The sequence below is a fragment of the Amycolatopsis albispora genome, assembly GCF_003312875.1.
GTDB classification, from domain to species: domain Bacteria; phylum Actinomycetota; class Actinomycetes; order Mycobacteriales; family Pseudonocardiaceae; genus Amycolatopsis; species Amycolatopsis albispora.
This window is the reverse complement of the sequence record NZ_CP015163.1, coordinates 566,180-590,267: the sequence shown is the minus strand read 5'-3', so window position 1 is coordinate 590,267 and position 24,088 is coordinate 566,180. Positions and strand designations below refer to the sequence as shown.

The following is a 24,088-nucleotide window of genomic DNA, read 5'->3' as shown; positions in this document are numbered from 1 at the left end:
GGAGGTCACCACGTTGTCCACCGAGGAGCCGACCGACGCCTGGTTGCTGGACGCCGTGCGTGCGGGCAACCTGATCGCCTACGGCGTGTTGTTCCAGCGGCACAGCGAACCCGCGCGCGAACTCGCCGCCGGCTGGCTGGTCGGCCCGGACGGCGTGCACGAGCTGATCTCGGACGCCTTCACCCGCGTGCTGACGGCGCTGCGCCGCGGTGCCGGTCCGCGGGAGGACCTCCGCGCGAGCCTGGTGGTCACCATGGGACACCTGGCGAGCAGGCCGGAGCGCGAGGAAACGGCGTCGCCGGAGGAAACCGTGGTCCGCCGGTGGTACAGCCAGCTCGCCGACCCGGTGTTCCGGCAGCTCAGCCCCCGCTCACGACTGGCGCTCTGGCACCTCGACCTCGACCCGGCACCGGCCGGCGACCTGGCCGCGGTACTCGGCCTCTCCCCCGCCGACATTCCCGAACTGGTGCACCAGGCCCGCGACGAACTGCACCAGGCCTACCTCCGCACGCAGGCACCCCGGCCGCGCGCCGAGGACTGCGCACCGGCCAGGCAGCAGCTGAGCGCGTGGGTTCGCGGTGCGTTGTCGTGCCGTCCGAGCAGACGCGTCGAGAACCACCTGGCCGAGTGCCCCGGCTGCCTGACCGCCGCGGTCCGGCTGCTGGGCTCCCCCACCGGCGTGGCCGCGTCACACACCCACCGGACTACTAGTTAGGATAGTAGTGACCAGGCCCCGACCGACTGGGAACGATGCGCGGCAGCAGGAAATGGGTGACACCGCGGCAGTGGATGCTGCTGGCCGTTTTGGTGCTCGCGCTCGCCGTGGCCGGGATGCACCACGTGACGCACGCCGGAGCGCATTCCGGCGGGCACACGGTGGCGGTCGCCGTCGAGAACGACCACGAAGCCCCTGAACCCACCACGCTGCACGACTTCCTCCACCTGTGCCTCGCCGTGCTCGGCGCGGGGTTGTTCCTGCTCGCCACAGCCGTGCTCCGCCTGCGCCGGACGGCAACACGCGCGCCCGGCGCCCCGCGGCGCACCCGTGCGCTCGGCGGCCGGGACGGCCCGGCACCCCTGTCCGGCAGACAGTTGCTCGCTTCGACCTGCGTGCTGCGCCTGTGATCGGCCGCGTCCCCAGTGGACGCACGACCTGATCACCGCAACTTCCAGGATGGATCGAAGCCAAAATGAAAAAGTACCTCGTCACGGCCGCGTCCGCGGCCGCCATCACCCTGCTCGCCGCGTGTGGCGGCACCACGGAACAGTCCGGAGTGGACAGTGCGCCGAGCGCCCAGCAGGTAAGCCACAACCAGCAGGACATCACCTTCGCCCAGCAGATGATCCCGCACCACCAGCAGGCGGTGGACATGGCGGAGCTGGCCGCGGACCGCGCCGCCGACCCGCGGGTGAAGGAACTCGCCACGCGAATCCAGGGCGCACAGGACCCGGAAATCCAGCAGCTGACCGGGATGCTCAACCGATGGGGCGCACCCGCGCCGTCGGCCGAAATGGACCACGGCTCGGATCACGGCGCGGGCATGGAGGGCATGATGTCCGGCGAAGAAATGCAGCAGCTGCACCAGAGCAGCGGCGCCGAGTTCGACCGCGCGTGGGTCAGCATGATGATCCGGCACCACCAGGGTGCGGTCGACATGGCCAACACCGAACTGCAGCAGGGCAGCGACGCCGAAGCCAAGGCGCTGGCCCAGCAGATCGTCACCGCGCAGGACGGTGAAATCCGCGAGTTGCAGGCCATGCTCCCGCAGTGACCGGGACGGGCGGCCGGTGCCTGGCGCGCCGGCCGCCCGCCTCCCTCGGCTGCCGTACCATCTGGGGTGATGCACGGTCTTGGTGAGCTGGAATCCGCGGTGATGAACGTGCTGTGGCGCGCGGAAAACCCGCTGAAGGTCCGCGATGTGCGCACGCGCCTCGACACGGGCAAGCCGCTCGCGTACACCACCGTGCTCACCGTGCTGGACAACCTTCACCGCAAGGACTGGGTCCGGCGCGAAATGCACGGCCGGGCCTACGAATACGAACCGGCGTTCAGCCGCGAGGAAGCCGCGGCCCGCGCGCTGCGGGAGGTGCTGGATTCCTCCGGTGACCCCGAATCCGTGCTGCTGCACTTCGCCGCGTCGGTGTCCGAGGAGGAAACCGAGCTGCTGCGCCGGGCGTTGCGCAAGAAGCGGACCAGGCGCCGATGACGCCCGCGCTGGCGCTCATCGCCGGTGCGCTCACCGGCGGCTGGCTGCTCCCCGCCGGACTCCGCCGGTTCGACGTGCGGCGACGTGATCCGGTGCTGCTGATCGTGGCCTGGCTGACGTCGATGGCGGCGGTGGTGCTGACCGCCGCGGCCGGGGTGCTGCTGCTGTTCCTGCCAGGGCACGGGCCGGTCGGCGCGTTGCTGGCCGCCGTGCACCACTGCTGGTCGGCCCTCCGGCACGGTGCTTCCCCTGGTACCGAAGAACTCGCCGGGGTATTCGGCGTCGCCGTGCTGCTCGTGCTCGCCGCCCGCGTCGGCCTGCGTGCCTGGCGGAGCGGCCGCCAGCGGTCCAGGACGAGGGCCGCGCACCTGGCCCTGCTGCGACCGGCGGCACGTCACGAACCGGGCACCCCGGACCTGCTCTGGCTCCCCCACGACCGGCCGCTCGCGTTCAGCCTCACCGGCAAGCCCGGCGTGGTGGTCGCCACCGAAGGGCTGACCCGGCACCTGTCGCGGTCCGGCGTCGCCGCCGTGCTGGCGCACGAACGCGCCCACCTGGCCGGACGGCACCACCTGCTGCTCGCGACCGCCGACGCGCTGCGCGGCGGCCTGCCCTTCGTACCGCTGTTCCGCGAGGCCCCGGCCGCGTTGCGCGAGCTCGCCGAACTGGCGGCGGACACCTCCGCGATCTCCCGGCACGGTGCCGCCGCCGTGCACGAAGCCCTGTGCGCGGTGACCCGCCACGCTGCTCCGCCCGGCGCCCTCGCGATGGCGAGCGACGCGGTCGAAACGCGCCTGGCGCGGCTGGAGCACGGTGTCCGCACTCCCAGCCGCGCCCGGCGCGCCCTCTCCTGCTGTCTGGCGATGCTGACGGCCACCGCGACGCCGTTCCTCACCGCCGGTGCCCTGCTCACCGGCCTCGCCGTGCTGTCCTGCTCGGCGTGACGCGGGGTTCCAGGTCTACGCGGCGCCGCTGGTGCTGCGGAAACCGCGTAGCCGCAGGCTGTTCGTCACCACGAAAACCGAGCTGAACGCCATCGCCGCGCCCGCGATCATCGGGTTCAGCAGCCCGGCCGCCGCCAGCGGCAACGCGGCCACGTTGTAGGCGAACGCCCAGAACAGGTTGCCCTTGATCGTGCCGAGCGTGCGCCGCGAAAGCCGGATCGCGTCGACCGCGGCACGCAGGTCACCACGCACCAGGGTCAGGTCGCTGGCCTCGATGGCGACGTCGGTGCCGGTGCCCATCGCCAGGCCGAGATCGGCCTGCGCGAGCGCGGCGGCGTCGTTGACCCCGTCGCCGACCATCGCCACCACCTTGCCCTCAGCCTGCAGCCGCTTGACCACGTCCACCTTGTCCGCGGGCAGCACCTCGGCGATCACCTCGCCGATGCCCACCTCGGCGGCCACCGACTTCGCCACGGCCTCATTGTCCCCGGTGAGCAGCACCGGCGTCAGCCCGAGCCCGCGCAGCTGCCGGATCGCCTCGGCGGAGGTCGGCTTCACGGTGTCGGCGACCACCAGCACCGCGCGTGCGCGCCCGTCCCAGCCGAGGGCGATCGCGGTTTTGCCGTCAGCTTCGGCTGCCGCCTTCGCCTCGGCCAGCTCCGGGGTGAGGTGCTGGCTCCAGTCGGCGAGCAGCGCCGCGCGCCCGGCCAGCACCGCCTTGCCTTCGACGATCCCTTGCACGCCAAGGCCTTCGACGTTGGTGAAGCCCTCGACCTCGGGCAGCTCGCCGAACTTCTCCCGTGCCGCGCGGCTGATCGCCTTGGCGATCGGGTGTTCCGAAGCGTGCTCCAGCACACCGGCCAGCCGCAGTGCTTCGTCCTTCTCGGTGCCGTGGATTTCGACCAGTGACATCTGCCCGCTGGTCACCGTGCCGGTCTTGTCCAGCACCACGGTGTCGATCCGCCGCGTCGACTCCAGCACCTCCGGTCCCTTGATCAGGATGCCCAGCTGCGCGCCGCGACCGGTGCCGACCAGCAGCGCGGTCGGCGTGGCCAGGCCCAGCGCGCACGGGCAGGCGATGATCAGCACGGCCACCGCCGCGGTGAACGCCGCGGCCACCGAACCACCCGCGCCGAGCCAGAAGGCCAGCGTGCCCGCCGACAACGCGATCACGATCGGCACAAAAACCGCCGAGATGCGGTCGGCGAGCCGCTGCACCTGGGCCTTGCCGGTCTGCGCGTCCTCGACCAGCTTGGCCATCTGGGCCAGCTGGGTGTCGGCGCCGACGCGGGTGGCGCGCACCACCAGCCTGCCGCCCGCGTTGACCGTCGCGCCGACCACGGGGTCGCCCGGCGCGACCTCGACCGGCACGGACTCGCCGGTCAGCATGCTCGCGTCGACCGCGGAGGTGCCGTCCTCGATCACCCCGTCGGTGGCGATCTTCTCGCCCGGCCGCACCACGAACCGGTCGCCCACCACCAGCTCGCCGGCGGGGATCCGCTGCTCACGGCCGTCACGCAGCACGGCGACGTCCTTCGCGCCGAGTTCCAGCAGTGCCCGCAGTGCGGCACCCGCGCGGCGCTTGGACCGCGCTTCGAAGTACCGCCCGGCCAGGATGAAGGTGGTCACCCCCGCGGCGACCTCGAGATAGATGTTCGCGTCGCCGCTCATCCGCTGGATGGTCAGCTCGAACGGGTGCGTCATGCCGGGCACCCCGGCCGAGCCGAACAGCAGCGCGTACAGCGACCACAGGAAAGCCGCCAGCGTGCCCATCGAAATCAGCGTGTCCATGGTGGCCGCGCCGTGCCGCAGGTTGGCCCACGCGGCCTTGTGGAACGGCCACGCCGCCCACACCAGCACCGGCGCGGCCAGCGTCAGCGAGATCCACTGCCAGTAGGTGAACTGCAGTGCCGGGATCATCGCCATCGCGATCACCGGCACGGACAGCACGGCCGAGCCGATCAGCCGCTGCCGCAGTGACCGCGTCGGGTCCTCCTCCGGCTCGGCGGCCGCGGCACCGGGCTCCGGTGTGGCCGGTTTCGGCAGTTCGGCGGTGTAACCCGCGGCTTCGACCTGGGCGATCAGCTCGTCGGGCGCGATGCTTTCGGGAAAGGCGACCTTGGCCTTCTCGGTCGCGTAGTTCACCGTGGCGGTCACGCCGTCGAGCTTGTTCAGCTTCTTCTCGATCCGCATCGCGCAGGACGCGCAGGTCATGCCGCCGATGCTGAGTTCGAGTTCCCCGGTCGGCCGGGGCTGGGTGGTGGTGGTCATCACGTGCTCCTTCCCCGATCAGTGGCCGTGGCCGTCGGCGGCGTGTGGCTGCGGTGCGGCCACCTGGGTACCCGCGGTGGCGACGGTGAACTCCGCCGTGCGGACCGTGCCACCGTGCTGGAAGTCCAGGAACAACCGGTACGTGCCGGCGGTGGGCACCTCGGCGAAGAAGGTGACCGACGGCCCGGCCGCGGTCACGCCGTCACCGGGCGTGCCTTCGGGATGGACGTGCAGGTAGGCGAGGTCGCCACCGCGCAGGGCCACCAGGTGCCCGTAGGCGCCGAGATAGGGCTGCAGGTCGGTGACCGGCACCCCGCCGCGGTCGACGGTGAGCGTGACCTTCGACGACTGCCCCGGCACCAGGTCACCGTCCAGGCGCACCCGGTAACCGTCCACGACGGACTCGCGGGACGGCTGGTGGCTCACCGGCTCGAAGGAACCGGGCACCGCGAAGTCGGCACCCAGGGTGAGCGCGGCCCCGCCGGTGGGCTTGAAGTCGGCGAACACCCGGTAGCTGCCACCCCGCGCCACGTCCAGCGGGACGCGCCAGGCGCCGTCCTGGCCGAGTTCGGGGTGGACGTGCTGGAAACCGCTGGTGTCCCGGCGCACCACGATCAGGTGCATCCGCTTCTCGTGCTCGACGTCGAAGGCGGTGACCGGCTGCCCGTCCGGGCCGGTGATGGTGAAGGAGAACGGCTGGTCTTCCCCGGGGGCCAGCGTGGTCGCGGTGGGCGTGAGGGTGTAACCGCCCCTGGACGACGCCAGGCCGCCGGGCTGGTCCGGCTCGGCCGGACCGGGCACGGCCTCCGCGACGGTGCCGCGGTGGGTGTCCCCGTGCCCGGTGTCCTCGCCACCGGGCGTTCCGGTCGCCGCGACCGCGGCCTGACCGGCGAAGGGACCGACCGCGGTGCCGATCGCCCAGCCGCCACCGGCGACCAGTGCGAGCGCCGCACCGTAGGCGGAGAGCTTCGCTGCTGTGTTCATTGTCCTGTCCTCAGCTCGACTTTCTCGCTAGCCGGCCAGCTCGTAACCGGCCTCGTCCACGGCGGCGCGCACGTCCTCGACCGCCACCTCACGCGTGCTGGTCACCACGACCGCGCCGGTCGGCAGGTCGACCTTCACGGCGGTGACGCCGTCGATGCGGCCGACCTCGTCGGTGACCGTGCGCACGCAGTGGCCGCAGGTCATCCCGGTCACGGTGTAGGTTTTCTCGATCATTTCGCCCTCTTTCCTTGTTGGTAGATCAGGAGCGGACCAGGCGGGCGATCGCCTCGCTGGCTTCCCTGACCTTTTCCTCGGCCGTGCCGCCGCCCTCGGCGATCGCCTCGGCCACGCAGTGCTTGAGGTGCTCGTCCATCAGCCCCAGCGAAACCGACTGCAGCGCCTTGGTGGCCGCGGAGATCTGCGTCAGGATGTCGATGCAGTACTCGTCGTTCTCGACCATTCGCTGCAGGCCGCGCACCTGCCCCTCGACGCGGCGCAGCCGCTTGAGCAGGTTGTCCTTGTCTCCCGAGTAACCGCGGATCATCATACCCCCTACCCGTTGGGCCTAGCTGGTGCTGACAGGGGTCATTTATACCCCCCGGGTGTATTTCGCGCAAGAGTGATCCACCAGGCACACATACCCCCTTGGCGTATGCGCACCGGCGTGCTAGCGTTCGCGCCGTTCGATACCCCCTCCCCGTATGGAGGCAGTGATGTCCACTGTGGAAGCAACAACGACGAAGCGCTGGTGGGCACTCGGTTTGCTCGCCGCCGCGCAGTTCATGGTGATCATGGACACCTCGATCATCGGGGTCGCGCTGCCCCGGCTCCAGCAGGACCTGGGCTTCTCGCAGGAGAACCTGTCGTGGGTCTTCAACGCCTACGTGATCGCCTTCGGCGGCCTGCTGCTGCTCGGCGGCAGGCTCTCCGACCTGCTCGGCGCCCGGCGCGTGTTCGTCACCGGCTGGCTGGTGCTGCTCGCCGGTTCGGCGGTGGCGGGTGCCGCGGGCACGGTGTGGGTGGAGCTGGCCGGGCGCGCCGTGCAGGGCGCCGGGGCCGCGCTCATCGCGCCCTCGGCACTGACCCTGCTCATGGTGCTCTTCGGCGGCCGGCCGGGTGAGCTCGGCAAGGCGCTCGCCGTCTACGGCGCCGCCGCGCCCGCCGGTGGCACGGCCGGGGTGTTCCTCGGCGGTGTGATCACCGAGTACCTCAGCTGGCCGTGGGTGTTCTACCTCAACATCCCGATCGCCGTGGCGGCCGTCCTGGTCACCCCGGCTCTGATGCCGAAGTCCGGTGCGCAGCGCGGTTCCACCGATCTGGCGGGCGCGGTCACCGTCACCGCGGGCCTGGCGGCGCTGGTCTACGCGATCGTGCTGGCGCCCGAAGCGGGCTGGGGCTCGGCGCAGACCGTCGGCTGGCTCGCGGCGGGCTTGGTGCTGCTGGGCGGTTTCCTGATGTTGCAGGCCAAGCGGCGCAACCCGCTGATGCGCCTCGGCCTGCTCCGCACGCCGAACCTCGGCGCGGCCAACGTCGCCCAGCTGCTGCTCGGCGCGGCCTGGATCCCGATGTGGTTCTTCCTCAACCTCTACCTGCAGCAGGTGCTCGGCCTTGGCGCCTTCGCCAGCGGCGCGGCGCTGCTGCCGATGACCACGGTGATCATGCTGCTGATGGTGGTGGCCGCACCCCGGCTCGCCGCCCGGTTCGGGGCGAAACCGCTGGTCGTGACCGGTCTCGCGGTGCTGGCCGCCGGGCTGGCGTGGTTGTCCTTCGCCCGGCCGGACGGCTCGTTCCTGGTCGACGTGCTGCCCGCGTCGCTGGTCGCGGCGACCGGGATGGCACTGGCCTTCGTGCCCTCGCTGGGCACGGCGATCTCCAGCGCCCGGCCGGAGGAAGGCGGGCTCGCGTCCGGGCTGGTCAACACCAGTTACCAGATCGGCTCGGCGCTCGGCCTGGCCGCGATGACCGCGGTGGGAGCGGCGTCCGGCCTCGGTGCGCTGGGCAGGCCGGAGGCGCTCACCAGCGGGGTGTCCGCGACCTTTCTCGGCGCCGCCGGGATCGCCGCGGCCGGGGCGCTGATCGCCGCGGCCACGCTCGACCGCACCAAGACCACCGTTGGCTGACCCCGCGTGCGGGCCACCGGCGCCCCCGGTGGCCCGCACCCCGTCCAGGAGGACCTCATGCGCCGCATCACCGCACTGACCCCCGAGCAGGCACCGGCCAAGTCCGCCGAACTGCTCACCGAGCTGATCACCCGCCGCGGCACCGCGGGCGAGATGGTGGCCACCATGGCCCACTCCCCCGCGCTGTTGCAGGGTTACCTGGACTTCTCCCGCGCCATGAAGCGGGCCAAGCTCCCGCGCCCGCTGAGCGAGAAGATCTCACTGGCGGTGCAGGAGTGGATCGGCTGCGCCACCTGCCTCGCCGCGCACACCGCCGCGGCGGAGGCCGCCGGGCTGACCAGCACCGACATCGCACTCGCCCGGCAGGGCACCTCGACCGATGCCAGGGAAGCGGCGCTGATCGCCTTCGCCCTCCGCGTGCTCGCCGAGCCCTCCTCGATCGGGGACGAGGACGTCGCCGAACTGCGGGTACACGGCTGGAGTGATCGGATCATCGTGGAGGTGCCGGCGCTGGTCGCGCTCAACCAGCTCACCGGGACCGTCAACCTGGTCATCGGCCTGGACCCGGCCGACACGCCGGAGACCCAGGTCACCACGTGAAGGACTTGCCGAGGTACCCCTACCCCGTATAGGAAGTACCAGCGACCCGACGGAGAAAGGCGCCACCCGTGACCGACAAGCACAACCCCCGCGAACACCGGACCCCTCAGAACGCCACCGACCACAATGGACACGATCGCCACGACGGTCACGACGGCCGCGACGACCACCGCAGCCACCGCGAACACGATGGGCGCGGGGGCCAAGACGGCCACGGCGGACACGAGCCGCAAGGCAGCCACGGTGAACACGGCAGCCACAGTGGACACGAGGAGCACGGGGGCCACGGCGAGCACCAGGGCCACGACGGGCATGACCGCCACGGCGAGCACAGCGGACATGGCGACCACGGCGGCCACGGCGGTCACGGCTCGTCCGGTCAGCCCGTGTCCTGGGGTATGGCGGCGTCGGCCACGTTGCACTGCCTTACCGGCTGCGCCATCGGCGAGGTGCTCGGCATGGTCATCGGCACCGCGCTGGGCTGGCACAACGTGCCCACCATCATTCTCGCCATCGCGCTGGCCTTCTTCTTCGGTTACGCGCTGAGCATGCGCGGTGTGCTCCGCGCCGGCGTCGGCTTCAAGCAGGCGCTCAAGGTCGCGCTGGCAGCCGACACCGTCTCGATCACCGTCATGGAGATCATCGACAACGGCGTCATGCTCGCCGTGCCCGGCGCCATGGACGCCGGGCTGAACACCCCGCTGTTCTGGGGCGCGCTCGCCTTCGCCTTCCTGATCGCCTTCCTGGTCACCATGCCGGTGAACAAGTGGCTGATCGGCAAGGGCAAGGGCCACGCGGTCGCCCACGCCTACCACCACTGAGCACAGAGGAGAAGCCCATGACCACCCACGCGCTCGTGCTCCAGCAGCGCGAACTCGCACCAGGCGCCGTCGAACTCCGGTTCCACATCGCCGGACCGGACGGCGCACCGGTGACCGAGTTCGATTCGGTGCACGACAAGCGGATCCACCTGATCGTCGTCCGCCACGACCTGACCGGGTTCTGGCACGTGCACCCGGCCGAGCTGGGTGGCGGGACCTGGAGCGCCCACCTCACCCTCCCGGATCCGGGGCGGTACCGGGTCTTCGCCGACATCGCGCCCACCGGCGCCGAGCCGACCACGATTTCGGCTGACCTGCTGGTGACCGGCAAGTCACGACCACGGCCGCTCCCCGAGCCGGGCCGCGTTTCGGCCGTCGGCGCCTACGAAGTCGAACTCGACGGCGAACTGGAACCGGGCACGCACAGCCCGCTCACGCTCACCGTCCGGCGGGACGGGCAGCCGGTCACCGATCTGCAGCCCTATCTCGGCGCCTACGGCCACCTCGTCGCCCTGCGCACCGGCAGCCTCGACTACCTGCACGTCCACCCCGACGGCCAGCCCGGCGACGGGGTCACCGCGGCGGGCCCGGACATCGGCTTCCACGCCGCCGTCGGCGCCGCGGGGACGTATCGCCTGTTCCTCGACTTCCGCCACCACGACACCGTCCACACCGCACAGTTCACCGCCACCACCCGCTGAACCGTCCCGCGGCGGCCGGTAATCTCGGGGCCGACCAAGGAAAGCGAGCCAGCATGCACCTCACCGGCACCCGTGCGGTCGACGACGAGCACTACGGCGAACTGACGATCCGCACCAGTGACGAGCGCGACGTGGTCGAGGTTTCCGGAGTGCGGGTCCCCACCGTGGTCCTCCGGCGGTCGCCCGGCGTGGAGCCGAACAAGTTCGTGCCGATCGGCACGCGGAAAGCCCGTCACCTAACCATGACCGTCAATGGCACCGGGGCCGAACTGCGGCCCGGCCCCGGCAGGCTGACGCGGCGCTCGTACCGGATCGAACTGACCCTCGCCGGCACGCACTACAAGTTCACGCCGGACATCAACGACGACATGCTCCTCACCCGCGACGGCACGAAGATCGCCTCGTTCACCCTGAACGACGACGGCGAGTTCTTCGTGCACTGGGATTCCGACGGTGCCCAGCCCGCCGACGCCGCGATCGGCTACGCGCTGTCCGCGGCCTTCGGCACCAGCACCACGGGCATCTTCACCGTCCTGCTGCACGGCTCCGAGAACCTGCCCTAGCCACGCGTTCACAGCCGGGAGAAAAGTGGCTGTGGTGGAGGCAGCCGCCCACTCGAGTCCGCGCATTGGGCGGAAATCCGCGCGGCTGTGGCAGGCAGGAAAGGGGCCAGCTGCTCACCGAGCACCCGGCAAGCCTCGTGCAAAGTGCCGAGAGCGGCGTCCAGTTCGGCGTCGCGGCCCTGCTTGGCCAGTTGCCACGGGCGGACCTGCTCGACGTACCGGTTGGCCTCCTCGACGATGGTCCAGACCGCCGCGGTGGCGCGGCGGAAGTCGAACTCGGCGAGTCCACTGTGGACAATCTCCGCCGCGTCCCGGCAGGCGGTGGTCAGGCGTTCGGCACCCACCGGATCGCCCGCCACGGGCGGGTGGCCATCCCGGTAGCGGTGGATCATGCTGACCACCCGGTGCACAAGATTCCCCAAGCCGTTCGCCAGGTCCTCGTTGGCGCGCGCGATGAGCCGGTCGCGGGTGAAATCGGTGTCGCCGGTGCGCGGGACTTCGCGCAGCAGCCACCACCGCACCGCGTCACTGCCGTACTCACCCGCGAGCGCGACCGGGTCGATCACGTTCCCGGTGGACTTGCTGATCTTGCGGCCGTCGATGGTGAGGTAGTCGTGCACCAGGATGTCGGTCGGCAGCGGCTCACCGGCGGACAGCAGCATCGCCGGCCAGTAGACGGCGTGGAAGCGCAGGACTCCCTTGCCCGCCAAGTGAACGCGGCGTTCGTTGCCGGCCCACCAGCGCTGGTAGTCCGGGTCGCCGGTGCCATAACCGAGGCTGGTGATGTAGTTGCCCAGCGCGTCCCACCACACGTAGATCACCTGCCCGGGGTCACCGGGCACCGGGATGCCCCAGCCGCGGGCGCGCTCGTGTGAACGGGAAATGCTGAAATCCTGCAATCCGGTCTTGAGAAGACCGAGCACTTCGTTGCGGCGCGCGGCCGGTTCGATCCGCAGGCGGCCACTGGTGATCAAGTCGTGCAGTTGGTCGCCATAGCGGGACAGGCGGAAGAACCAGTTCTCCTCGGCCACCCGCTGCGGCTCGGTGTGGTGCTCGGGGCAGCGGCCGCCCGGGAGTTCCGCCGGTGGATAGAACTGTTCGCACTGCACGCAGTACAGGCCTTCGTAGTACTTGCGGTAGAGGTCACCGGCGGCCGCGCACGCTTCCCAGAAGCGCTCCACCCCACGCCGGTGCCGGGGGTCGCTGCTGGTGCGGATGAAGTCGTCGAAGGACAGGCCCAGCGGCTCGCGCAACGCCTCGAACGCGGCGGCGTTGCGGTCCACCAGTTCCCGGGTCGGCACGCCTTCCGCCTCGGCGGCGAGCACGTTCTTCAGCGAGTTGTCGTCGGTGCCGGTGAGGAACCGCACCTGGTCACCGCGCCGGCGGTGGTGGCGGGCGAGCACGTCGGCCTGCACCAGTTCGAGCGCGAACCCCAAGTGGGGACGCGCGTTGACGTACGGAATCGTGGTCGTCACGTAGAAGGGCATCGGAACCTCCTGGGAAGAAACCCGGGGCTCACGCCTGCGCCGAGGCCCCGATTTCGGGGACCTCGGACTTTCATCCGTCCAGCATCAGCGGCCCCGCGAGCGGGGCATCATCTCCACGGACGGCGAACACATGGCCACGAAGCTAGCAGCCATCCCCCGCCCCCGCACCGGATTTTCGGTCATCACGGCGCCAATGCCTTCAGGCACAGGGTTTCCACTGCCTGAAGCACCTCGTCGATCGTGTGTCCGTCAGGTGGGTCGAGCAGCGCGCCGTGCAGCTGTGCCTCCACGCCCTGAACCAGCAGGATCGCGGTGAGGTCCGGGGCGGGCTCGCCCAGGCCGAGGCGGCGCAGGTGGAACTCGACCTCGGCGGCGACGCTCCGCTGCACCTCGCGCAGCTGGGCGGCGGTTTCCACCGGCCGCGGCGCCTGGTCGTACAGCAGCCGGTGCATCCGCGGCTGGGCCAGGTGCAGCGCGGCCAGCGCCGTCACCAGCGTGTGGATGCAGTCGGCCAGCGGCGGCCGGTCGCGGCGCAGTCCCTCGCTGAGCCGCGCGAGTTCGGCCACCGCGTGCCGCACGTGCTGCTCACCGATGGCGTAGAGCAACGCGTCCTTGTTCGGGAAGTACTGGTAGAGCGAGCCGATGGACACGCCGGCGCGCTCGGCGATCCCGTTGGTGGTCGCCTTGGTGTACCCGTCCCGCTCGAAGAGCTGGGCGGCGGCTTCCACGATGGCGTCGTAGGTCTCCTGGGACCGCACCTGACGTGGCCGTTTGCGGGGTGTTGCTGCTGGGGCCACGGCGGTCCAATGCGAGTCGATACTGAGGATTGCTCACATTCTAGCCCGGTGCACGGCGGGCTCGGCTGACCGAGCCCGCCGTGACGGATCAGACGTCGTACTCGTAGAGGTAGGCGTTCACGCTGTTGCCGCTGTTGTACTGCGAAGTGAACGACTTGCGGTTCCCCTTCGGGCAGGCGGCCGGGCTGAAGTAGGTGTTGCCGTTCGGCCAGATCGCCTTCACCTTCGCGCACTGGCCGTCCGACGCGGTGTCTTCCACCCAGCCGCTGATCCGCACCCGCCCGCTGGAGCACTGCACTTCCCAGTACGCCTTCGCGCCGGAGGTGCTCGGGGCGAACGTCTGCCCGCAGGTGCCCAGCACGGTGATCGGGCCACTCGATTCCGTGGCGTCGGCGCTCGCCGTCGGTGCCACGGCGACGAGCGCGGCGCTTGCCGCCGCCACGGCGGAACCGACGATGGCGCCACGAATCGCACGAGTAACAGCCATGTCAAAAACCCTCCCAGTCGAGCCGGCCAAGGTGCCGGCCGTAGGAGGAATTCTGGCCACCGCCAGGGTTGACGGATATTGGCTTCGCCACCATGGCGGTTCCGCCACCCGGCACCGGTACCCCGGGTACCCCTCGCGCGCCTCAGCCGCCCCCGCCGCCACTCGGGGTGAGGCCCACCCTGGTGGCGGCGACCGCCGCGCCGACCCGTGACGAGACCCCCAGCTTGAGCAGGATCCGGCTGACGTGCGCCCGCACCGTCCGCTCGCCGATGCCCAGCTCACGGGCGATTTCCCGGTCCGTCCTGTCGCCGGTGAGCAGCACCAGCACCTCGGTTTCCCGAGCGCTGAGTGCCGCGATGGATGCTCCCGGTTGTGCACGCATGTCCGCTGCCCCTCATCTCCGCGGCGGCCCTGGCGACAGCGCCGGGCCAGCGTCCGACCCCCTGTCTACCAATTTCCCGCCACCGGGATACCGCCACTAGGGCAATTCACCGTTCCGGTGCCACCGAACGGTTTCTCCGCCCGGCCGGGCGGAAAATATCCGGCGTCACCGTCCACAACGGAGGCCGGTGTGGTGGAATAGGCCATGCTGTTCCGCCAGCTCGAATACTTCGTCGCGCTCGCCAGGGAGCGGCATTTCGCCAGGGCGGCGGAAGCCTGTTACGTGTCCCAGCCCGCGCTGTCCGAGGCCATCCGCAAGCTCGAGCGCGAACTCAAGGTGCCGCTGGTGCGCCGGGGCCACGCCTTCGAAGGGCTGACGCCCGAGGGTGAGCGGCTGGTGCTGTGGGCGCGGCGCATCCTGGCCGACCACGACGCGCTCAAGCAGGAGGTCACGGCGCTGCAGACCGGTCTCACCGGCGAGCTGCGGCTCGGCGTGATCCCCGGCGCGTCGAGCACCGTCGCGCTGCTGACCGATCCGTTCTGCGCCGAGCACCCGCTCGTGCGCGTCCAGCTGGAGACCAGCCTGCGCTCGGCGAGCATCACCGAGGGCATCCGCCGGTTCGAGCTGGACGCGGGCCTCATCTATCCGGACGGGCAGGACCTCACCGGCCTGCGGGTGGTCCCCCTGTACGACGAGCAGCACGTGCTCGTCGCCGGTGGTGACCTCCTCACCGGCCGGTCGGAGACGATCAGCTGGGCGGACGCGGTGGAGCTGCCGATGTGCCTGCTGCACCGGGGAATGCGTGGCCGCCAGCTGATCGACGAGGCACTGGCGGCCAGGTCGCTCGCGCTCACGCCGCGACTGGAGGCCGACTCCGTGGTCACGCTGCTCGCGCACGTCGGGACCGGCCGCTGGGCGAGCATCGTGCCGCGGTCCTGGATCCGGATGCTGCGCCTGCCCGCCGGCGCGTCGGTGCTGCGGCTGGCGGATCCGGCCGTGACCGCCACCGTCGCGCTGGTCACCAGCGCCGCCGAACCCGGCTCGGTGCTGACGCGCGCACTGGTCAACACCGCGCAGCACACCCGGATCACCGAAGCGCTCGGCTGAACCCAGTTCACGCGGCGGGCTTTTCCAGTCGCACCACGATGCCCTTGGACGTCGGCGTGTTGCTGATGTCGGCGACGCTGTCGAGCGGCACCAGCACGTTGGTCTCCGGGTAGTACGCCGCCGCCGAGCCCTGCGCCGCCGGATAGGCGACCACCCGGAAGCCTTCGGCCCGGCGCTCGGTCCCGTCGTGCCACACGCTGACGATGTCCACCAGTTCCCGGTCCTCGAAGCCGAGCGCGCTGAGGTCGTCCGGATTGACCAGCACCACCCGGCGGGCGTCGTGAATGCCCCGGTACCGGTCGTTCATCGCGTACGGAATGGTGTTCCACTGGTCGTGCGAGCGCAGCGACTGGAGCACCAGGTGCCCTTCGGGCGCCCGCACCATGGTGAACTCGTTGCGGGTGAACACCGCTTTCCCGCTCGGCGTGGGGAAAACCCCGCGGTTGACCGGATTCGGCAGCGCGAACCCGCCGGGTTCGGCGACCCGCCGGTTGAAGTCCTCGAAACCCGGGACCACCCTGGCGATCCGGTCGCGGATCGTCCCGTAGTCGGCTTCGAATTCCGTCCAGGGAAGGGAAACCGTGTCGCCCAGCACCCGCCGGGCGAGGCGGCAGATGATCGCCACCTCGCTGAGCAGCTGTTCCGATGCCGGGGCCAGCCGTCCCCTGGACGCGTGCACCTCGCTCATCGAATCCTCGACCGTGACGAACTGCTCGCCGGAAGCCTGCACGTCCCGGTCGCTGCGGCCCAGCGTCGGCAGGATCAGCGCGGTTTCCCCGCACACGGTGTGCGAACGGTTGAGCTTGGTGGAGATCTGCACGGTGAGCCGGCAGCGCCGCATCGCGGCCTCGGTCACGGCGCTGTCCGGCGTGGCACGCACAAAATTCCCCGCGACACCGACAAAAACCTTCGCGTGCCCGTCACGCATGGCCCGGATGGCACCGACCGAGTCGAGGCCGTGCTCGGCGGGCGGGGTGAAGCCGAACTCGGCGCCGAGCGCGTCCAGGAAGCTCTGGGGCATCCGCTCCCAGATGCCCATCGTGCGGTCGCCCTGCACGTTGCTGTGCCCGCGCACCGGGCACACGCCCGCGCCCGGCCTGCCGATGTTTCCGCGCAGCAGCAGGAAGTTGACCAGCTCGCGAATGGTGGGCACGCCGTGCTTGTGCTGGGTCAGCCCCATCGCCCAGCACACGATGATCTTCCTGCTGCCCAGCACCCGCTCGTGCAGCCGCTCGATTTCCGCGTGCGTCAGGCCGGTGGCGGACAGCACGTCGTCCCACTGGATCGACCGGGCGTGCTCGGTGAAGGCGTCGAACCCGGTGGTGTGCGAGCGGATGAACTCGTGGTCCAGCACCTGCCCCGGGGCGTTGTCCTCGGCCTCCAGCAGCATGCGGTTGAGCGCCTGGAACAACGCCAGGTCACCACCGGGCCGGATCTGCAGGAACTGGTCGGCGATCGCGGTCCCCCGGCCGAGCACACCGCGCACGTTCTGCGGGTTCTTGAACCGCATCAACCCGGCCTCCGGCAGCGGGTTGACCGCGACGACCTGACCGCCGTTGCGCTTGGTCCGCTCCAGCGCGGAGAGCATGCGCGGGTGGTTGGTCCCGGGGTTCTGCCCGACGACGAAGATCAGGTCCGCCTGGTGGATGTCGTCCAGCGACACGCTGCCCTTGCCAATGCCCAGGGTTTCCTGCAGCGCGGCGCCGCTGGACTCGTGGCACATGTTCGAGCAGTCCGGCAGGTTGTTGGTGCCGAAGGCGCGGGCGAACAACTGCAGCAGGAACGCGGCTTCGTTGTTCAGCCGCCCGGAGGTGTAGAACAGCGCCTCGTCCGGGGAGGCCAGGCCGCGCAGTTCGGCGGCCAGCAGGCCGAACGCCTCGTCCCAGCCGATCGGCTGGTAGTGCGTGGCGCCGGGCCGTTTGACCATCGGCTCGGTCAGCCGTCCCTGCTGGTTCAGCCAGAGGTCGGACTTCGCGTCCAGTTCGGCGATGGGGTGCTGCCGGAAGAACTCCGCGGTGACCCGGCGGGTGGTGGCCTCGTCGTTGACGTGCTTGGCACCGTTCTCGCAGTACTCGTTGCGGTGGCGGCGGCCCGGTTCCGGCCAGGCGCAGCCGGGGCAGTCGATGCCGCCGGCCTGGTTGAGGTTCAGCAGGGTCAGCGCGGTCCGCCGGGGCGTGTTCTCGGCCAGCGAGTACCCGAGCGCGTGCGCGACCGCCGGAACTCCGGCCGCCCAGGTCTTGGGCGGGGTGACGGACAGGTTGTCGCTGGGGTCGTCGAGCGTGGTCATGGTCCGTCCAGCCTTCGCCACGGCCGCTGGCGTGTCCAAGCGGTTGCTTCGACCACCCGATAAGCGCTGCCTATCAAGCCACGTCAGCCGACCGGCCAGGCGTCGTGCTGACGGAGGTGCTGCGGAACATCGAGTCGCGAATGGACAAAATTGCCCGGCTTCGGGAAGCTTTGCTCGGCTATTGGGATTCGACCGCCAAGCAGGGGCCCACCCCGGCTCTTTAGTGTGACTACGGCGAAGAACCCCTTGTCAAGGCTGGGGAGAGTACCTTGACAAGGGGTTCTTCGCCGTGTTTTTGGCTTTGGGCCGGGATGGGGAAGGGGGAGTTTGGGTGGGTATTTGGTTGTGGTGTCCGGCTCTCGGTTTGGCTGGTGGCGGGCGCTTTTTGTGAGGATGGCTACTGGTGGGCAACCTTTGCGCGGTCGGGCTGCTGGTGGGCGCCTCTTGGGGTCGGGTTGCTGGTGGGTGCCCGGCGGGCGCGTGAGGTGTCACGAATGTGGCTTTCGAGACGTTGAGTGTCTCGAATGTGGCTTTCGTGACAGCCCGGCGGGACACGAATGTGGCTTTCGGGGCGGAATTCGCCCCGAAAGCCACATTCGTGTTCTCCGGCCGCTGGATCAGGTGTCGGTGGTCCAGTCCATGTGGTCGATCCAGTGCGCAAAGAGAGCCCGCTCCCCCAGTACCTCCAACTGGGGCGCCTCCGCGAGTGGGCGGCGCCGGCTGAGCACGAGCAGGAGGTCGGTGGCCGGGCCGCGGACGGCCACGTCGGCCTTGGTGTGCGAGTGTTCCAGCGCGACCCGGTCCGGTTCGCGGCGGGCCAGCCACTCGCCCGCCGCGTCGGTGGTGTGGAAGTGCAGGGTCTGGCCGTCACCGCGCATCGCCTTGGCGAAGTCCGGCTTGTTCTCCCAGTAACCACGCGAGGTCATGGTGTCCAGCCAGTCTTCGATGGCCCCGGCCGCGTGTTCCGGCTCCAGCTCGTAGTCCTTGCCGAGCGCCGCGGCGGCGTCCGCGCGGTGCACGGAGATCTCACCGAACAGGCGCCGCGACCAGAACGGTACGCCCGCGTCGGCGCCGGACGGATCCCAAACCGGCGTGTCGTCGGTGACCGAGTCGAAGGCCTGCTTGGCCTCGGCGGCGCCGTCGTTCAGCCAGGTGCGCCATTCGGCCGAATCGGCCGGCGCCGGGACGTAGCCGGCGAACGCGTCGCTCGGGTCGGTCATCCGCCCGCCCACCAGCATGGTGACCATGCGCTGCGTCGCGCCGACGTGGTCGACCAGGTCGGCCAGTGTCCATTTAGGACAAGTCGGCACCGGGGCCGACTCGTCCTGGTTGTCTACCCATTCGGCCAGTGTTCTCGTCTGCTCGACCACGGCAGTCAAATACGCGGACGTGTCCATCGCTGCCCCTCCAGGTGGCTCCGGTAGCGCGGCCAGACTACTCCGCGCCACCGCGATCAGGCGAGCTTGAGGCGCAACGGCAACGAAGCCCACGACCGCAGCGTGTTGTTGAGGTGCCTGCGTGGTGGCGCCGCCGGTTCGACGTGCTCGATCGGGCGGGCGAGCGCGGTGAGCACCGCTTCGGCTTCGAGGCGGGCCACGTGCTGGCCGACGCACTGGTGAACAGGTAACGCGGGGCCGGAACCAGCGCGAAGTTGTTCCTGGGCCCGCCGATTCCGACCAAGTCGCCCTCGCGCAGCGAATCGCGGACGCAGGCCGCGCCACCGCGGCTCGCCGGTTCGCGCAACACCGCCACCCGGTACGAGTGGGCGTCCCACCGGTCACCGCACAACGAGTACTGGCGGGTGATTCCGTTGGGCAGCACCAAATCGATGTGCGCGCCGGGCGCCCAGTCCGGCAGCCGCCCGCCCGCTGGCTCTGAACGACGTTGGTCACCGGCTACCTCCCGACGGTTCCGAGAAGGAAGGATGCGAGCCGGTGCGCTGGCTTCAGAAGGGCATTCTCAATGATTGGAAGCCGAGCACACGCGAGAGCGCCCTCGCCGCCGTCCGCAGCACCGGGACCCGGCCGTCCGGGTCACGCGCGAGCAGGCCGTGCGCCACCAGTTCGGCGACCAGCCGGGACGTGGTCGCGACCGGCAGGTCCGCCACGCGGGCGAGGACCGACTCGCCCGTGGGGAACCTGGGCATGTGCGGCAGTGTGCCCGGGAAACCGTCCCGAGGTCAGTCGCGGCGCGCGGCCCAGACCCTGCGTTCGGTGCGGAGCGCCAGGTCAGCGCGGTGCAGGAGGCTCTGCGGGCCGGTGGTGTCGAGCAGCCGGTCGAACGCGGCGAGGTCGTCCGCCGCGAGGCCATCGGCCACGGCGCCGCGAAGGCGCCGCAGCACGTTCAGGGCGTAGTGGCCGATCGCCTCGTTGCGGGACGCCTCGATTTCGATGGCGACGGTGAGCTTGTCGGCCACGGTGAAGCCGGCGGTGCTCAGCAACGGACCCCAGTCGGCACCGCGGTGGGGCACGGCGTGGGCGCGGTCGGCCACGGCGTGGGCACGCTCTTCGAGACCGGGCCGGTCGGCGGGGGCGTTCTCGGGCAGGAACCGGGGCAGGCCAGCCAGCTCGACGACGGCGAACAGGCCACCGTCCGCCAGCAGCTCGCGGACGGTGCGCAGGGCCCGATCGGGGTCGGCCATGTGGTGCATGGCGGCCGACGCCCACACGAGGTCGGGCGTGCCGAGGTCGGGCCAGGTCGGGGCGTCGAGGTCGGCCAGCACGGTGCCCACCTGGTCTTCGACACCACGGGCGCAGGCCTTCTCCCGCAGCCGCTCCAGGTGTTCCGGCGAGGCGTCGACCGCGGTGACCTGCGCCTCCGGGAAGCGCTCGAGCAATGCGAAGGTGCCCGCGCCCGTACCGGCGGCCAGGTCGACGATCTGCCGCGGGCCGCTCGTCAGCGGCAGCCAGCTGACGATGGCGGCGAGGTGCTCGGCGAGGACTTCGGCGTCCAGGTCGAGGATCTCCGCCTGTCCGTGGTGGTGGTGCTGGTGGGTGTGTGTCATACGACCACACTAGGCACGGAATGCTTCAAAGGCATACAACCTTGCGATTCGCGCAAGACGATGACTCCCCGCGTTGCCGGGCACGCAAGTCAGTCGCTCTCCGCGTGGTCGTGCTCGCGATGCCCACGCCGGGCGTCGCGGTCGAAGATGAACAGAATCTCGCAAGGACGACCCTCGGCGCCGAGCGCGTGCGGCATCATCGTCGGGAACTCGGCGGCCTGGTTGGTCTCGATGCGGAAGCGGCGCTGCCCCAGCATCAGGATCGCGGTGCCGGACAGCACCACGAACCATTCGCGGCCCGCGTGGGCGCGCATCTTGGCGGGGTCGTCGGGCGGCGGCCCGCTCAGCCGCCGCCGCATGACGCTCATCGCCGGGTCCGCCTTGATCGGCCAGCTCAGCCCGTGGGGACCGTGGGTCATCGGATTGATGACCACGTCGTCGGCGGCGTTCTCGACGAGCTGGTCGAGCGTGGTGTCCAGGGCGCGGGCCAGGGTGACGAGCTGGTCCAGCGCCAGGCGCCGCCTGCCGTTCTCGATCCGGCTCAACGAGGACTGGCTGAGGTGGGCGCGCGTGGCCAGTTCCTCCAGCGACAGGCCTTGCGCGACCCGCAGCGCACGAATGCGTTTGCGCACGAGGCCTTCCAGTGCACCCTCTTCTTGCGTCATGAGCAACATCCTATGCCCTGAACGCAAGCCGCGCCTACCGTCGGGCCCATGACCAACAACCCACCGGACGCACGTCAGCTGCGCACCATCCTGATCACCGTCTCCATCGCGCTGATGGCCGTGATCGCGTCGGTGACCGGGCTCAACGTCGCCCAGACCCACCTGGCCGTCGAATTCGGCGCCGCGCACGACACGGTGCTGTGGATCATCAACAGCTACACCCTGACCCTGGCCGCGCTGCTGCTGCCGCTCGGCGCGATCGGTGACCGGCTCGGCCGCAAACCCATGCTGGTCGCCGGGCTCGGCATCTTCGGCGCCGCCAACCTCCTGGCGGCCATGGCCCCGACCGCGGAAGTGATGATCGCGGCCCGCGTGGCGGCCGGAGCCGGCGCCGCGATGATCATGCCGATCACCCTCGCCGTGATCACCTCGACCTTTCCCGACGAGCAACGCGGGAAGGCGATCGGCGTGTGGACCGGCGTCGCCGGGGGCGGCGGCGTCCTGGGCATGTTCCTGTCCGCGCTCCTGGTCGACGTCGCGGACTGGCGCTGGCTGTTCGCGCTGCCGCTCGCGCTGGTCGCCGTGGCACTGGGCCTGACGCTGAAGGCGGTGCCCGACTCGCGTGAGCGCTCGGCCCATCCGTTCGACACCGTCGGCGCGCTGACGTCGTCGGTTGCCGTGGCCGGTCTCATCTTCGTGCTGCAGGAAGGGCCCGAACGCGGCTGGACCGCACCCGCGACCCTGCTCAGCCTCGCCATCGGCCTCGCCGCCGGTATCGGTTTCGTGGCCTGGGAACTGCGCCGCCGGGACGCGTCGCTGCTGGACGTCCGCCTGTTCCGGGAGCGCGGGCTGGCCGGCGGCTCGATCACGCTGCTGGCGGTCTTCGGGGTGCAGGCGGGCATCGCCGTGGTCCTGTTCCCGTTCTTCCAGGCGGTGCTCGGCTGGTCGGGCCTGGTGTCCACGGCGGCCATGATGCCGATGGCCCTGATGATGATGCTGACCTCCGGGCTGGCGCCCAGGATGGCCGCCCGGATCGGCGCCCGCGCGACCATGACCGCGGGCATCGCACTGGCCGGGGCGGGTCTGGCGCTGATGGCGCTGTTCGTTTCCGCGGCGGACGGCTACCTGTCGATCCTGCCGGGCATGCTCGCCATGGGCATTGGCATGGGCCTGTCGATGACGCCGTCCACCGAGGCCATCACCGGTTCCCTGCCGCCGGAGAAGCAGGGCGTCGCCTCGGCGCTCAACGACATCACCCGCGAGTTCGGCACCGCGCTCGGCGTGGCCATGCTGGGCGCACTGGTGGCCGCGGGCTACCGGGGCGCGATCGACGACCGGCTGCACGGCATTCCCCAGGACGCGGCGGACATCGCCCGCGAAGGCATCGCCAACGCCGCTGCTGTCTCGGACAGCGCCGGCGGGCACGCGCAGCAACTCGTCCACGCCGCCCAGGAGTCCTTTGTGGACGGATGGCAGCAGGCCATGTGGGCGGGCGTGGCCGTCCTGGGCGCGCTGCTCGCCTACATCGCGCTGCGCGGCCCGAAGAACCCGGCGGTGGTGGCGGAACCGGCCCTCAGCTCGGCTGATCGCTGAGGGTGAGCACCACCTTGACGTCGTCCCGCCGGGTGGTGAAGGCGGTGGCCGCTTCCGCCAGCGGCACCCGGCGGGTGATCACCCCGGCCAGCCAGGCCGGGTCCGCCTTGGCCAGTGCCTCGGTGGCGAGCCGGTAGTGGCGGAGGTTGGCGTTGACCGAGCCGAACACCACGTCGTTCTCCAGCACGATGGCCCGGTTCAGCGCACCGGCGTCGATCTCGAACCGCCTGCCTCCCGAGGAGACGCCGGTCAGGCAGACGATGCCGCAGGCGGCGTTGCGGCGCATCGCGTCCAGCACCACCGGACCGGCGCCGGTGGCCTCGACGATGACGTCCGGCCGGATCCGGTCGGCGACGTCGTCGAGGCCCCGGTGGTGGTACGTCGCGCCGAGGCCGGTGACCAGTTCCGGCTTGGGACCGTCGGTCACCTGGTCGAGCACGTGCACGTCGAGATCGGCACCGGCGCGCTGGGTGGCCAGCAGCGCGGCCAGCAATCCGATCGGCCCGGCACCGGTGACCAGCACGCGGGCGGGCTCGAACCAGGAACGGGCGCCGATCCGGTCGATCTGCTCCCAGGCCTTGGCCACCACCGAGGCGGGCTCCACGAGCACGCCCAGCTCACCGAGTTCGTCGTCGACGCGGACGGCGTAGTCCGCGTCGACAGTCCACCGTTCACTGGCGTAACCGTGGTGGCCCTTGATGCCGCGCTCGGTGTAGCGGCCGTTGCGGCACATGTCGAACTCACCGTGCGCGCAGGCACCGCAGGGTTCGGGGTCCGGCCTGCGCACCACCCCGGCGACCAGGTCGCCCGGCCGGAACCCGCTCCCGGTGGGTGCCTGCCGCACGCGGCCGAGCGATTCGTGTCCGAGCACCAGCCGGTGGCCGGTGCCGGGCGCCTCGCCGTATTCACCGGCGACGATGTCCTTGTCGGTACCGCACACCCCGACGGCGATCCCGTCCACCAGCAGGTCACCCGGACCGGGTTCCGGTTCGGGCAGTTCGCTCACCTCGAGTGAGTCCCGCTCACCCGGGACGACGGTCAACGCTCGCACGATCAGCGGTTACCCGA

General features: G+C 70.7%; 27 protein-coding genes. 12 read left to right on the top strand and 15 right to left on the bottom strand.

Annotation, left to right across the window (positions count from 1 at the left end; genetic code table 11):
• Positions 1-13: 13 nt before the first annotated feature.
• The 5 genes from A4R43_RS02970 to A4R43_RS02950 all read left to right on the top strand — a co-directional run bounded on the left by A4R43_RS02970 (position 14) and on the right by A4R43_RS02950 (position 3,151).
• Entirely contained in the window at positions 14-715 is a 702-nt protein-coding gene (locus tag A4R43_RS02970; RefSeq protein WP_113690869.1) for a zf-HC2 domain-containing protein, read from the top strand.
• Positions 716-771: 56 nt separating this feature from the next.
• The gene (locus A4R43_RS02965) at positions 772-1,125 is read left to right on the top strand and encodes a hypothetical protein (RefSeq protein WP_162788294.1); all 354 of its coding nucleotides are present in this window, start codon (positions 772-774) and stop codon (positions 1,123-1,125) included.
• Between the two features lie 65 nt (positions 1,126-1,190).
• Complete coding sequence (locus tag A4R43_RS02960) at positions 1,191-1,772, top strand: DUF305 domain-containing protein (RefSeq protein WP_113690867.1); 582 nt, start codon at positions 1,191-1,193, stop codon at positions 1,770-1,772.
• 69 nt (positions 1,773-1,841) lie between these two features.
• On the top strand, positions 1,842-2,207 hold the full coding sequence (locus A4R43_RS02955; RefSeq protein ID WP_113690866.1) for a BlaI/MecI/CopY family transcriptional regulator: 366 nt from the start codon (positions 1,842-1,844) through the stop codon (positions 2,205-2,207).
• Positions 2,204-3,151, top strand: a complete 948-nt coding sequence (locus A4R43_RS02950; RefSeq protein ID WP_113690865.1) for a M56 family metallopeptidase — start codon at positions 2,204-2,206, stop codon at positions 3,149-3,151. Before A4R43_RS02955 ends, A4R43_RS02950 begins: the two co-directional genes overlap by 4 nt.
• A gap of 15 nt (positions 3,152-3,166) precedes the next feature.
• Here the strand turns inward: A4R43_RS02950 and A4R43_RS02945 are convergent, their stop codons facing one another.
• From A4R43_RS02945 to A4R43_RS02930, 4 genes are read right to left on the bottom strand one after another with little or no spacing between them, the layout of a single operon-like run.
• On the bottom strand, positions 3,167-5,422 hold the full coding sequence (locus tag A4R43_RS02945; RefSeq protein WP_113690864.1) for a heavy metal translocating P-type ATPase: 2,256 nt from the start codon (positions 5,420-5,422) through the stop codon (positions 3,167-3,169).
• An 18-nt stretch (positions 5,423-5,440) separates the two neighbouring features.
• A complete protein-coding gene (locus A4R43_RS02940; protein WP_113690863.1) occupies positions 5,441-6,406 on the bottom strand; it encodes a hypothetical protein in 966 nt (321 codons plus the stop codon).
• A gap of 27 nt (positions 6,407-6,433) precedes the next feature.
• The gene (locus tag A4R43_RS02935; RefSeq protein WP_113690862.1) at positions 6,434-6,640 is read right to left on the bottom strand and encodes a heavy-metal-associated domain-containing protein; all 207 of its coding nucleotides are present in this window, start codon (positions 6,638-6,640) and stop codon (positions 6,434-6,436) included.
• 25 nt (positions 6,641-6,665) lie between these two features.
• Entirely contained in the window at positions 6,666-6,947 is a 282-nt protein-coding gene (locus tag A4R43_RS02930) for a metal-sensitive transcriptional regulator (protein WP_113697305.1), read from the bottom strand.
• Positions 6,948-7,119: 172 nt separating this feature from the next.
• Between A4R43_RS02930 and A4R43_RS02925 the strand changes: the two genes are divergently transcribed.
• From A4R43_RS02925 to A4R43_RS02905, 5 genes are all read left to right on the top strand, one after another.
• Positions 7,120-8,526 (top strand): MFS transporter, encoded by a 1,407-nt coding sequence (locus A4R43_RS02925; RefSeq protein WP_113690861.1) that lies wholly within the window; start codon positions 7,120-7,122, stop codon positions 8,524-8,526.
• A gap of 57 nt (positions 8,527-8,583) precedes the next feature.
• Positions 8,584-9,126 carry a carboxymuconolactone decarboxylase family protein gene (locus A4R43_RS02920; RefSeq protein WP_113690860.1) on the top strand — a complete coding sequence of 181 codons (543 nt, stop codon included), beginning with the start codon at positions 8,584-8,586 and terminating at the stop codon, positions 9,124-9,126.
• Between the two features lie 386 nt (positions 9,127-9,512).
• Positions 9,513-9,947 carry a DUF4396 domain-containing protein gene (locus A4R43_RS43150; RefSeq protein WP_418190866.1) on the top strand — a complete coding sequence of 145 codons (435 nt, stop codon included), beginning with the start codon at positions 9,513-9,515 and terminating at the stop codon, positions 9,945-9,947.
• A 17-nt stretch (positions 9,948-9,964) separates the two neighbouring features.
• On the top strand, positions 9,965-10,648 hold the full coding sequence (locus tag A4R43_RS02910) for a hypothetical protein (RefSeq protein ID WP_113690858.1): 684 nt from the start codon (positions 9,965-9,967) through the stop codon (positions 10,646-10,648).
• A gap of 53 nt (positions 10,649-10,701) precedes the next feature.
• The gene (locus A4R43_RS02905; protein WP_113690857.1) at positions 10,702-11,211 is read left to right on the top strand and encodes a hypothetical protein; all 510 of its coding nucleotides are present in this window, start codon (positions 10,702-10,704) and stop codon (positions 11,209-11,211) included.
• Positions 11,212-11,219: 8 nt separating this feature from the next.
• On the opposite strand, the gene metG is transcribed toward A4R43_RS02905, so the two are convergent.
• From metG to A4R43_RS02885, 4 genes are all read right to left on the bottom strand, one after another.
• On the bottom strand, positions 11,220-12,698 hold the full coding sequence (gene metG / locus A4R43_RS02900; protein WP_113690856.1) for a methionine--tRNA ligase: 1,479 nt from the start codon (positions 12,696-12,698) through the stop codon (positions 11,220-11,222).
• Between the two features lie 182 nt (positions 12,699-12,880).
• Entirely contained in the window at positions 12,881-13,456 is a 576-nt protein-coding gene (locus tag A4R43_RS02895; protein ID WP_205215224.1) for a TetR/AcrR family transcriptional regulator, read from the bottom strand.
• A 127-nt stretch (positions 13,457-13,583) separates the two neighbouring features.
• The gene (locus A4R43_RS02890) at positions 13,584-13,982 is read right to left on the bottom strand and encodes a hypothetical protein (protein WP_162788293.1); all 399 of its coding nucleotides are present in this window, start codon (positions 13,980-13,982) and stop codon (positions 13,584-13,586) included.
• 142 nt (positions 13,983-14,124) lie between these two features.
• Positions 14,125-14,364: a LuxR C-terminal-related transcriptional regulator gene (locus A4R43_RS02885; RefSeq protein WP_113690853.1), complete on the bottom strand. Its 240-nt coding sequence runs from the start codon at positions 14,362-14,364 to the stop codon at positions 14,125-14,127.
• A 204-nt stretch (positions 14,365-14,568) separates the two neighbouring features.
• Between A4R43_RS02885 and A4R43_RS02880 the strand changes: the two genes are divergently transcribed.
• Positions 14,569-15,471, top strand: a complete 903-nt coding sequence (locus A4R43_RS02880; protein WP_113690852.1) for a LysR family transcriptional regulator — start codon at positions 14,569-14,571, stop codon at positions 15,469-15,471.
• Between the two features lie 7 nt (positions 15,472-15,478).
• Here A4R43_RS02880 and A4R43_RS02875 read toward each other — a convergent pair whose 3' ends face one another.
• The 6 genes from A4R43_RS02875 to A4R43_RS02845 form a co-directional block, all read right to left on the bottom strand.
• Positions 15,479-17,758 (bottom strand): FdhF/YdeP family oxidoreductase, encoded by a 2,280-nt coding sequence (locus tag A4R43_RS02875; protein WP_113690851.1) that lies wholly within the window; start codon positions 17,756-17,758, stop codon positions 15,479-15,481.
• 617 nt (positions 17,759-18,375) lie between these two features.
• On the bottom strand, positions 18,376-19,155 hold the full coding sequence (locus A4R43_RS02870; protein WP_113690850.1) for a maleylpyruvate isomerase family mycothiol-dependent enzyme: 780 nt from the start codon (positions 19,153-19,155) through the stop codon (positions 18,376-18,378).
• A gap of 56 nt (positions 19,156-19,211) precedes the next feature.
• A complete protein-coding gene (locus A4R43_RS02865; RefSeq protein WP_205215223.1) occupies positions 19,212-19,355 on the bottom strand; it encodes a hypothetical protein in 144 nt (47 codons plus the stop codon).
• A gap of 348 nt (positions 19,356-19,703) precedes the next feature.
• The gene (locus A4R43_RS44705) at positions 19,704-19,904 is read right to left on the bottom strand and encodes a helix-turn-helix domain-containing protein (protein WP_113690849.1); all 201 of its coding nucleotides are present in this window, start codon (positions 19,902-19,904) and stop codon (positions 19,704-19,706) included.
• Positions 19,905-19,937: 33 nt separating this feature from the next.
• The gene (locus tag A4R43_RS02850; protein WP_113690848.1) at positions 19,938-20,762 is read right to left on the bottom strand and encodes a class I SAM-dependent methyltransferase; all 825 of its coding nucleotides are present in this window, start codon (positions 20,760-20,762) and stop codon (positions 19,938-19,940) included.
• An 89-nt stretch (positions 20,763-20,851) separates the two neighbouring features.
• Positions 20,852-21,427: a helix-turn-helix transcriptional regulator gene (locus A4R43_RS02845; protein WP_113690847.1), complete on the bottom strand. Its 576-nt coding sequence runs from the start codon at positions 21,425-21,427 to the stop codon at positions 20,852-20,854.
• A 48-nt stretch (positions 21,428-21,475) separates the two neighbouring features.
• Between A4R43_RS02845 and A4R43_RS02840 the strand changes: the two genes are divergently transcribed.
• Positions 21,476-23,020: an MFS transporter gene (locus tag A4R43_RS02840; protein WP_113690846.1), complete on the top strand. Its 1,545-nt coding sequence runs from the start codon at positions 21,476-21,478 to the stop codon at positions 23,018-23,020.
• Here A4R43_RS02840 and A4R43_RS02835 read toward each other — a convergent pair.
• Positions 23,001-24,071 (bottom strand): glucose 1-dehydrogenase, encoded by a 1,071-nt coding sequence (locus A4R43_RS02835; RefSeq protein ID WP_113690845.1) that lies wholly within the window; start codon positions 24,069-24,071, stop codon positions 23,001-23,003. The two genes, A4R43_RS02840 and A4R43_RS02835, sit on opposite strands and share 20 nt — an antisense overlap.
• Positions 24,072-24,088 lie beyond the last annotated feature (17 nt).

Coding starts and splice junctions, on each gene's coding strand:
- A4R43_RS02940 (WP_113690863.1), bottom strand. CDS start 6,406: ATGAACACAGCAGCGAAGCTCTCCGCCTACGGTGCGGCGCTCGCACTG.
- A4R43_RS02890 (WP_162788293.1), bottom strand. CDS start 13,982: ATGGCTGTTACTCGTGCGATTCGTGGCGCCATCGTCGGTTCCGCCGTG.
- A4R43_RS02910 (WP_113690858.1), top strand. CDS start 9,965: ATGACCACCCACGCGCTCGTGCTCCAGCAGCGCGAACTCGCACCAGGC.
- A4R43_RS02850 (WP_113690848.1), bottom strand. CDS start 20,762: ATGACACACACCCACCAGCACCACCACCACGGACAGGCGGAGATCCTC.
- A4R43_RS02935 (WP_113690862.1), bottom strand. CDS start 6,640: ATGATCGAGAAAACCTACACCGTGACCGGGATGACCTGCGGCCACTGC.
- A4R43_RS02960 (WP_113690867.1), top strand. CDS start 1,191: ATGAAAAAGTACCTCGTCACGGCCGCGTCCGCGGCCGCCATCACCCTG.
- A4R43_RS02870 (WP_113690850.1), bottom strand. CDS start 19,155: ATGGACACGTCCGCGTATTTGACTGCCGTGGTCGAGCAGACGAGAACA.
- A4R43_RS02880 (WP_113690852.1), top strand. CDS start 14,569: ATGCTGTTCCGCCAGCTCGAATACTTCGTCGCGCTCGCCAGGGAGCGG.
- A4R43_RS02840 (WP_113690846.1), top strand. CDS start 21,476: ATGACCAACAACCCACCGGACGCACGTCAGCTGCGCACCATCCTGATC.
- A4R43_RS02925 (WP_113690861.1), top strand. CDS start 7,120: ATGTCCACTGTGGAAGCAACAACGACGAAGCGCTGGTGGGCACTCGGT.
- A4R43_RS02955 (WP_113690866.1), top strand. CDS start 1,842: ATGCACGGTCTTGGTGAGCTGGAATCCGCGGTGATGAACGTGCTGTGG.
- A4R43_RS02905 (WP_113690857.1), top strand. CDS start 10,702: ATGCACCTCACCGGCACCCGTGCGGTCGACGACGAGCACTACGGCGAA.
- A4R43_RS44705 (WP_113690849.1), bottom strand. CDS start 19,904: ATGCCCAGGTTCCCCACGGGCGAGTCGGTCCTCGCCCGCGTGGCGGAC.
- A4R43_RS02875 (WP_113690851.1), bottom strand. CDS start 17,758: ATGACCACGCTCGACGACCCCAGCGACAACCTGTCCGTCACCCCGCCC.
- A4R43_RS02845 (WP_113690847.1), bottom strand. CDS start 21,427: ATGACGCAAGAAGAGGGTGCACTGGAAGGCCTCGTGCGCAAACGCATT.
- A4R43_RS02945 (WP_113690864.1), bottom strand. CDS start 5,422: ATGACCACCACCACCCAGCCCCGGCCGACCGGGGAACTCGAACTCAGC.
- A4R43_RS02885 (WP_113690853.1), bottom strand. CDS start 14,364: ATGCGTGCACAACCGGGAGCATCCATCGCGGCACTCAGCGCTCGGGAA.
- metG (WP_113690856.1), bottom strand. CDS start 12,698: ATGCCCTTCTACGTGACGACCACGATTCCGTACGTCAACGCGCGTCCC.
- A4R43_RS02950 (WP_113690865.1), top strand. CDS start 2,204: ATGACGCCCGCGCTGGCGCTCATCGCCGGTGCGCTCACCGGCGGCTGG.
- A4R43_RS02920 (WP_113690860.1), top strand. CDS start 8,584: ATGCGCCGCATCACCGCACTGACCCCCGAGCAGGCACCGGCCAAGTCC.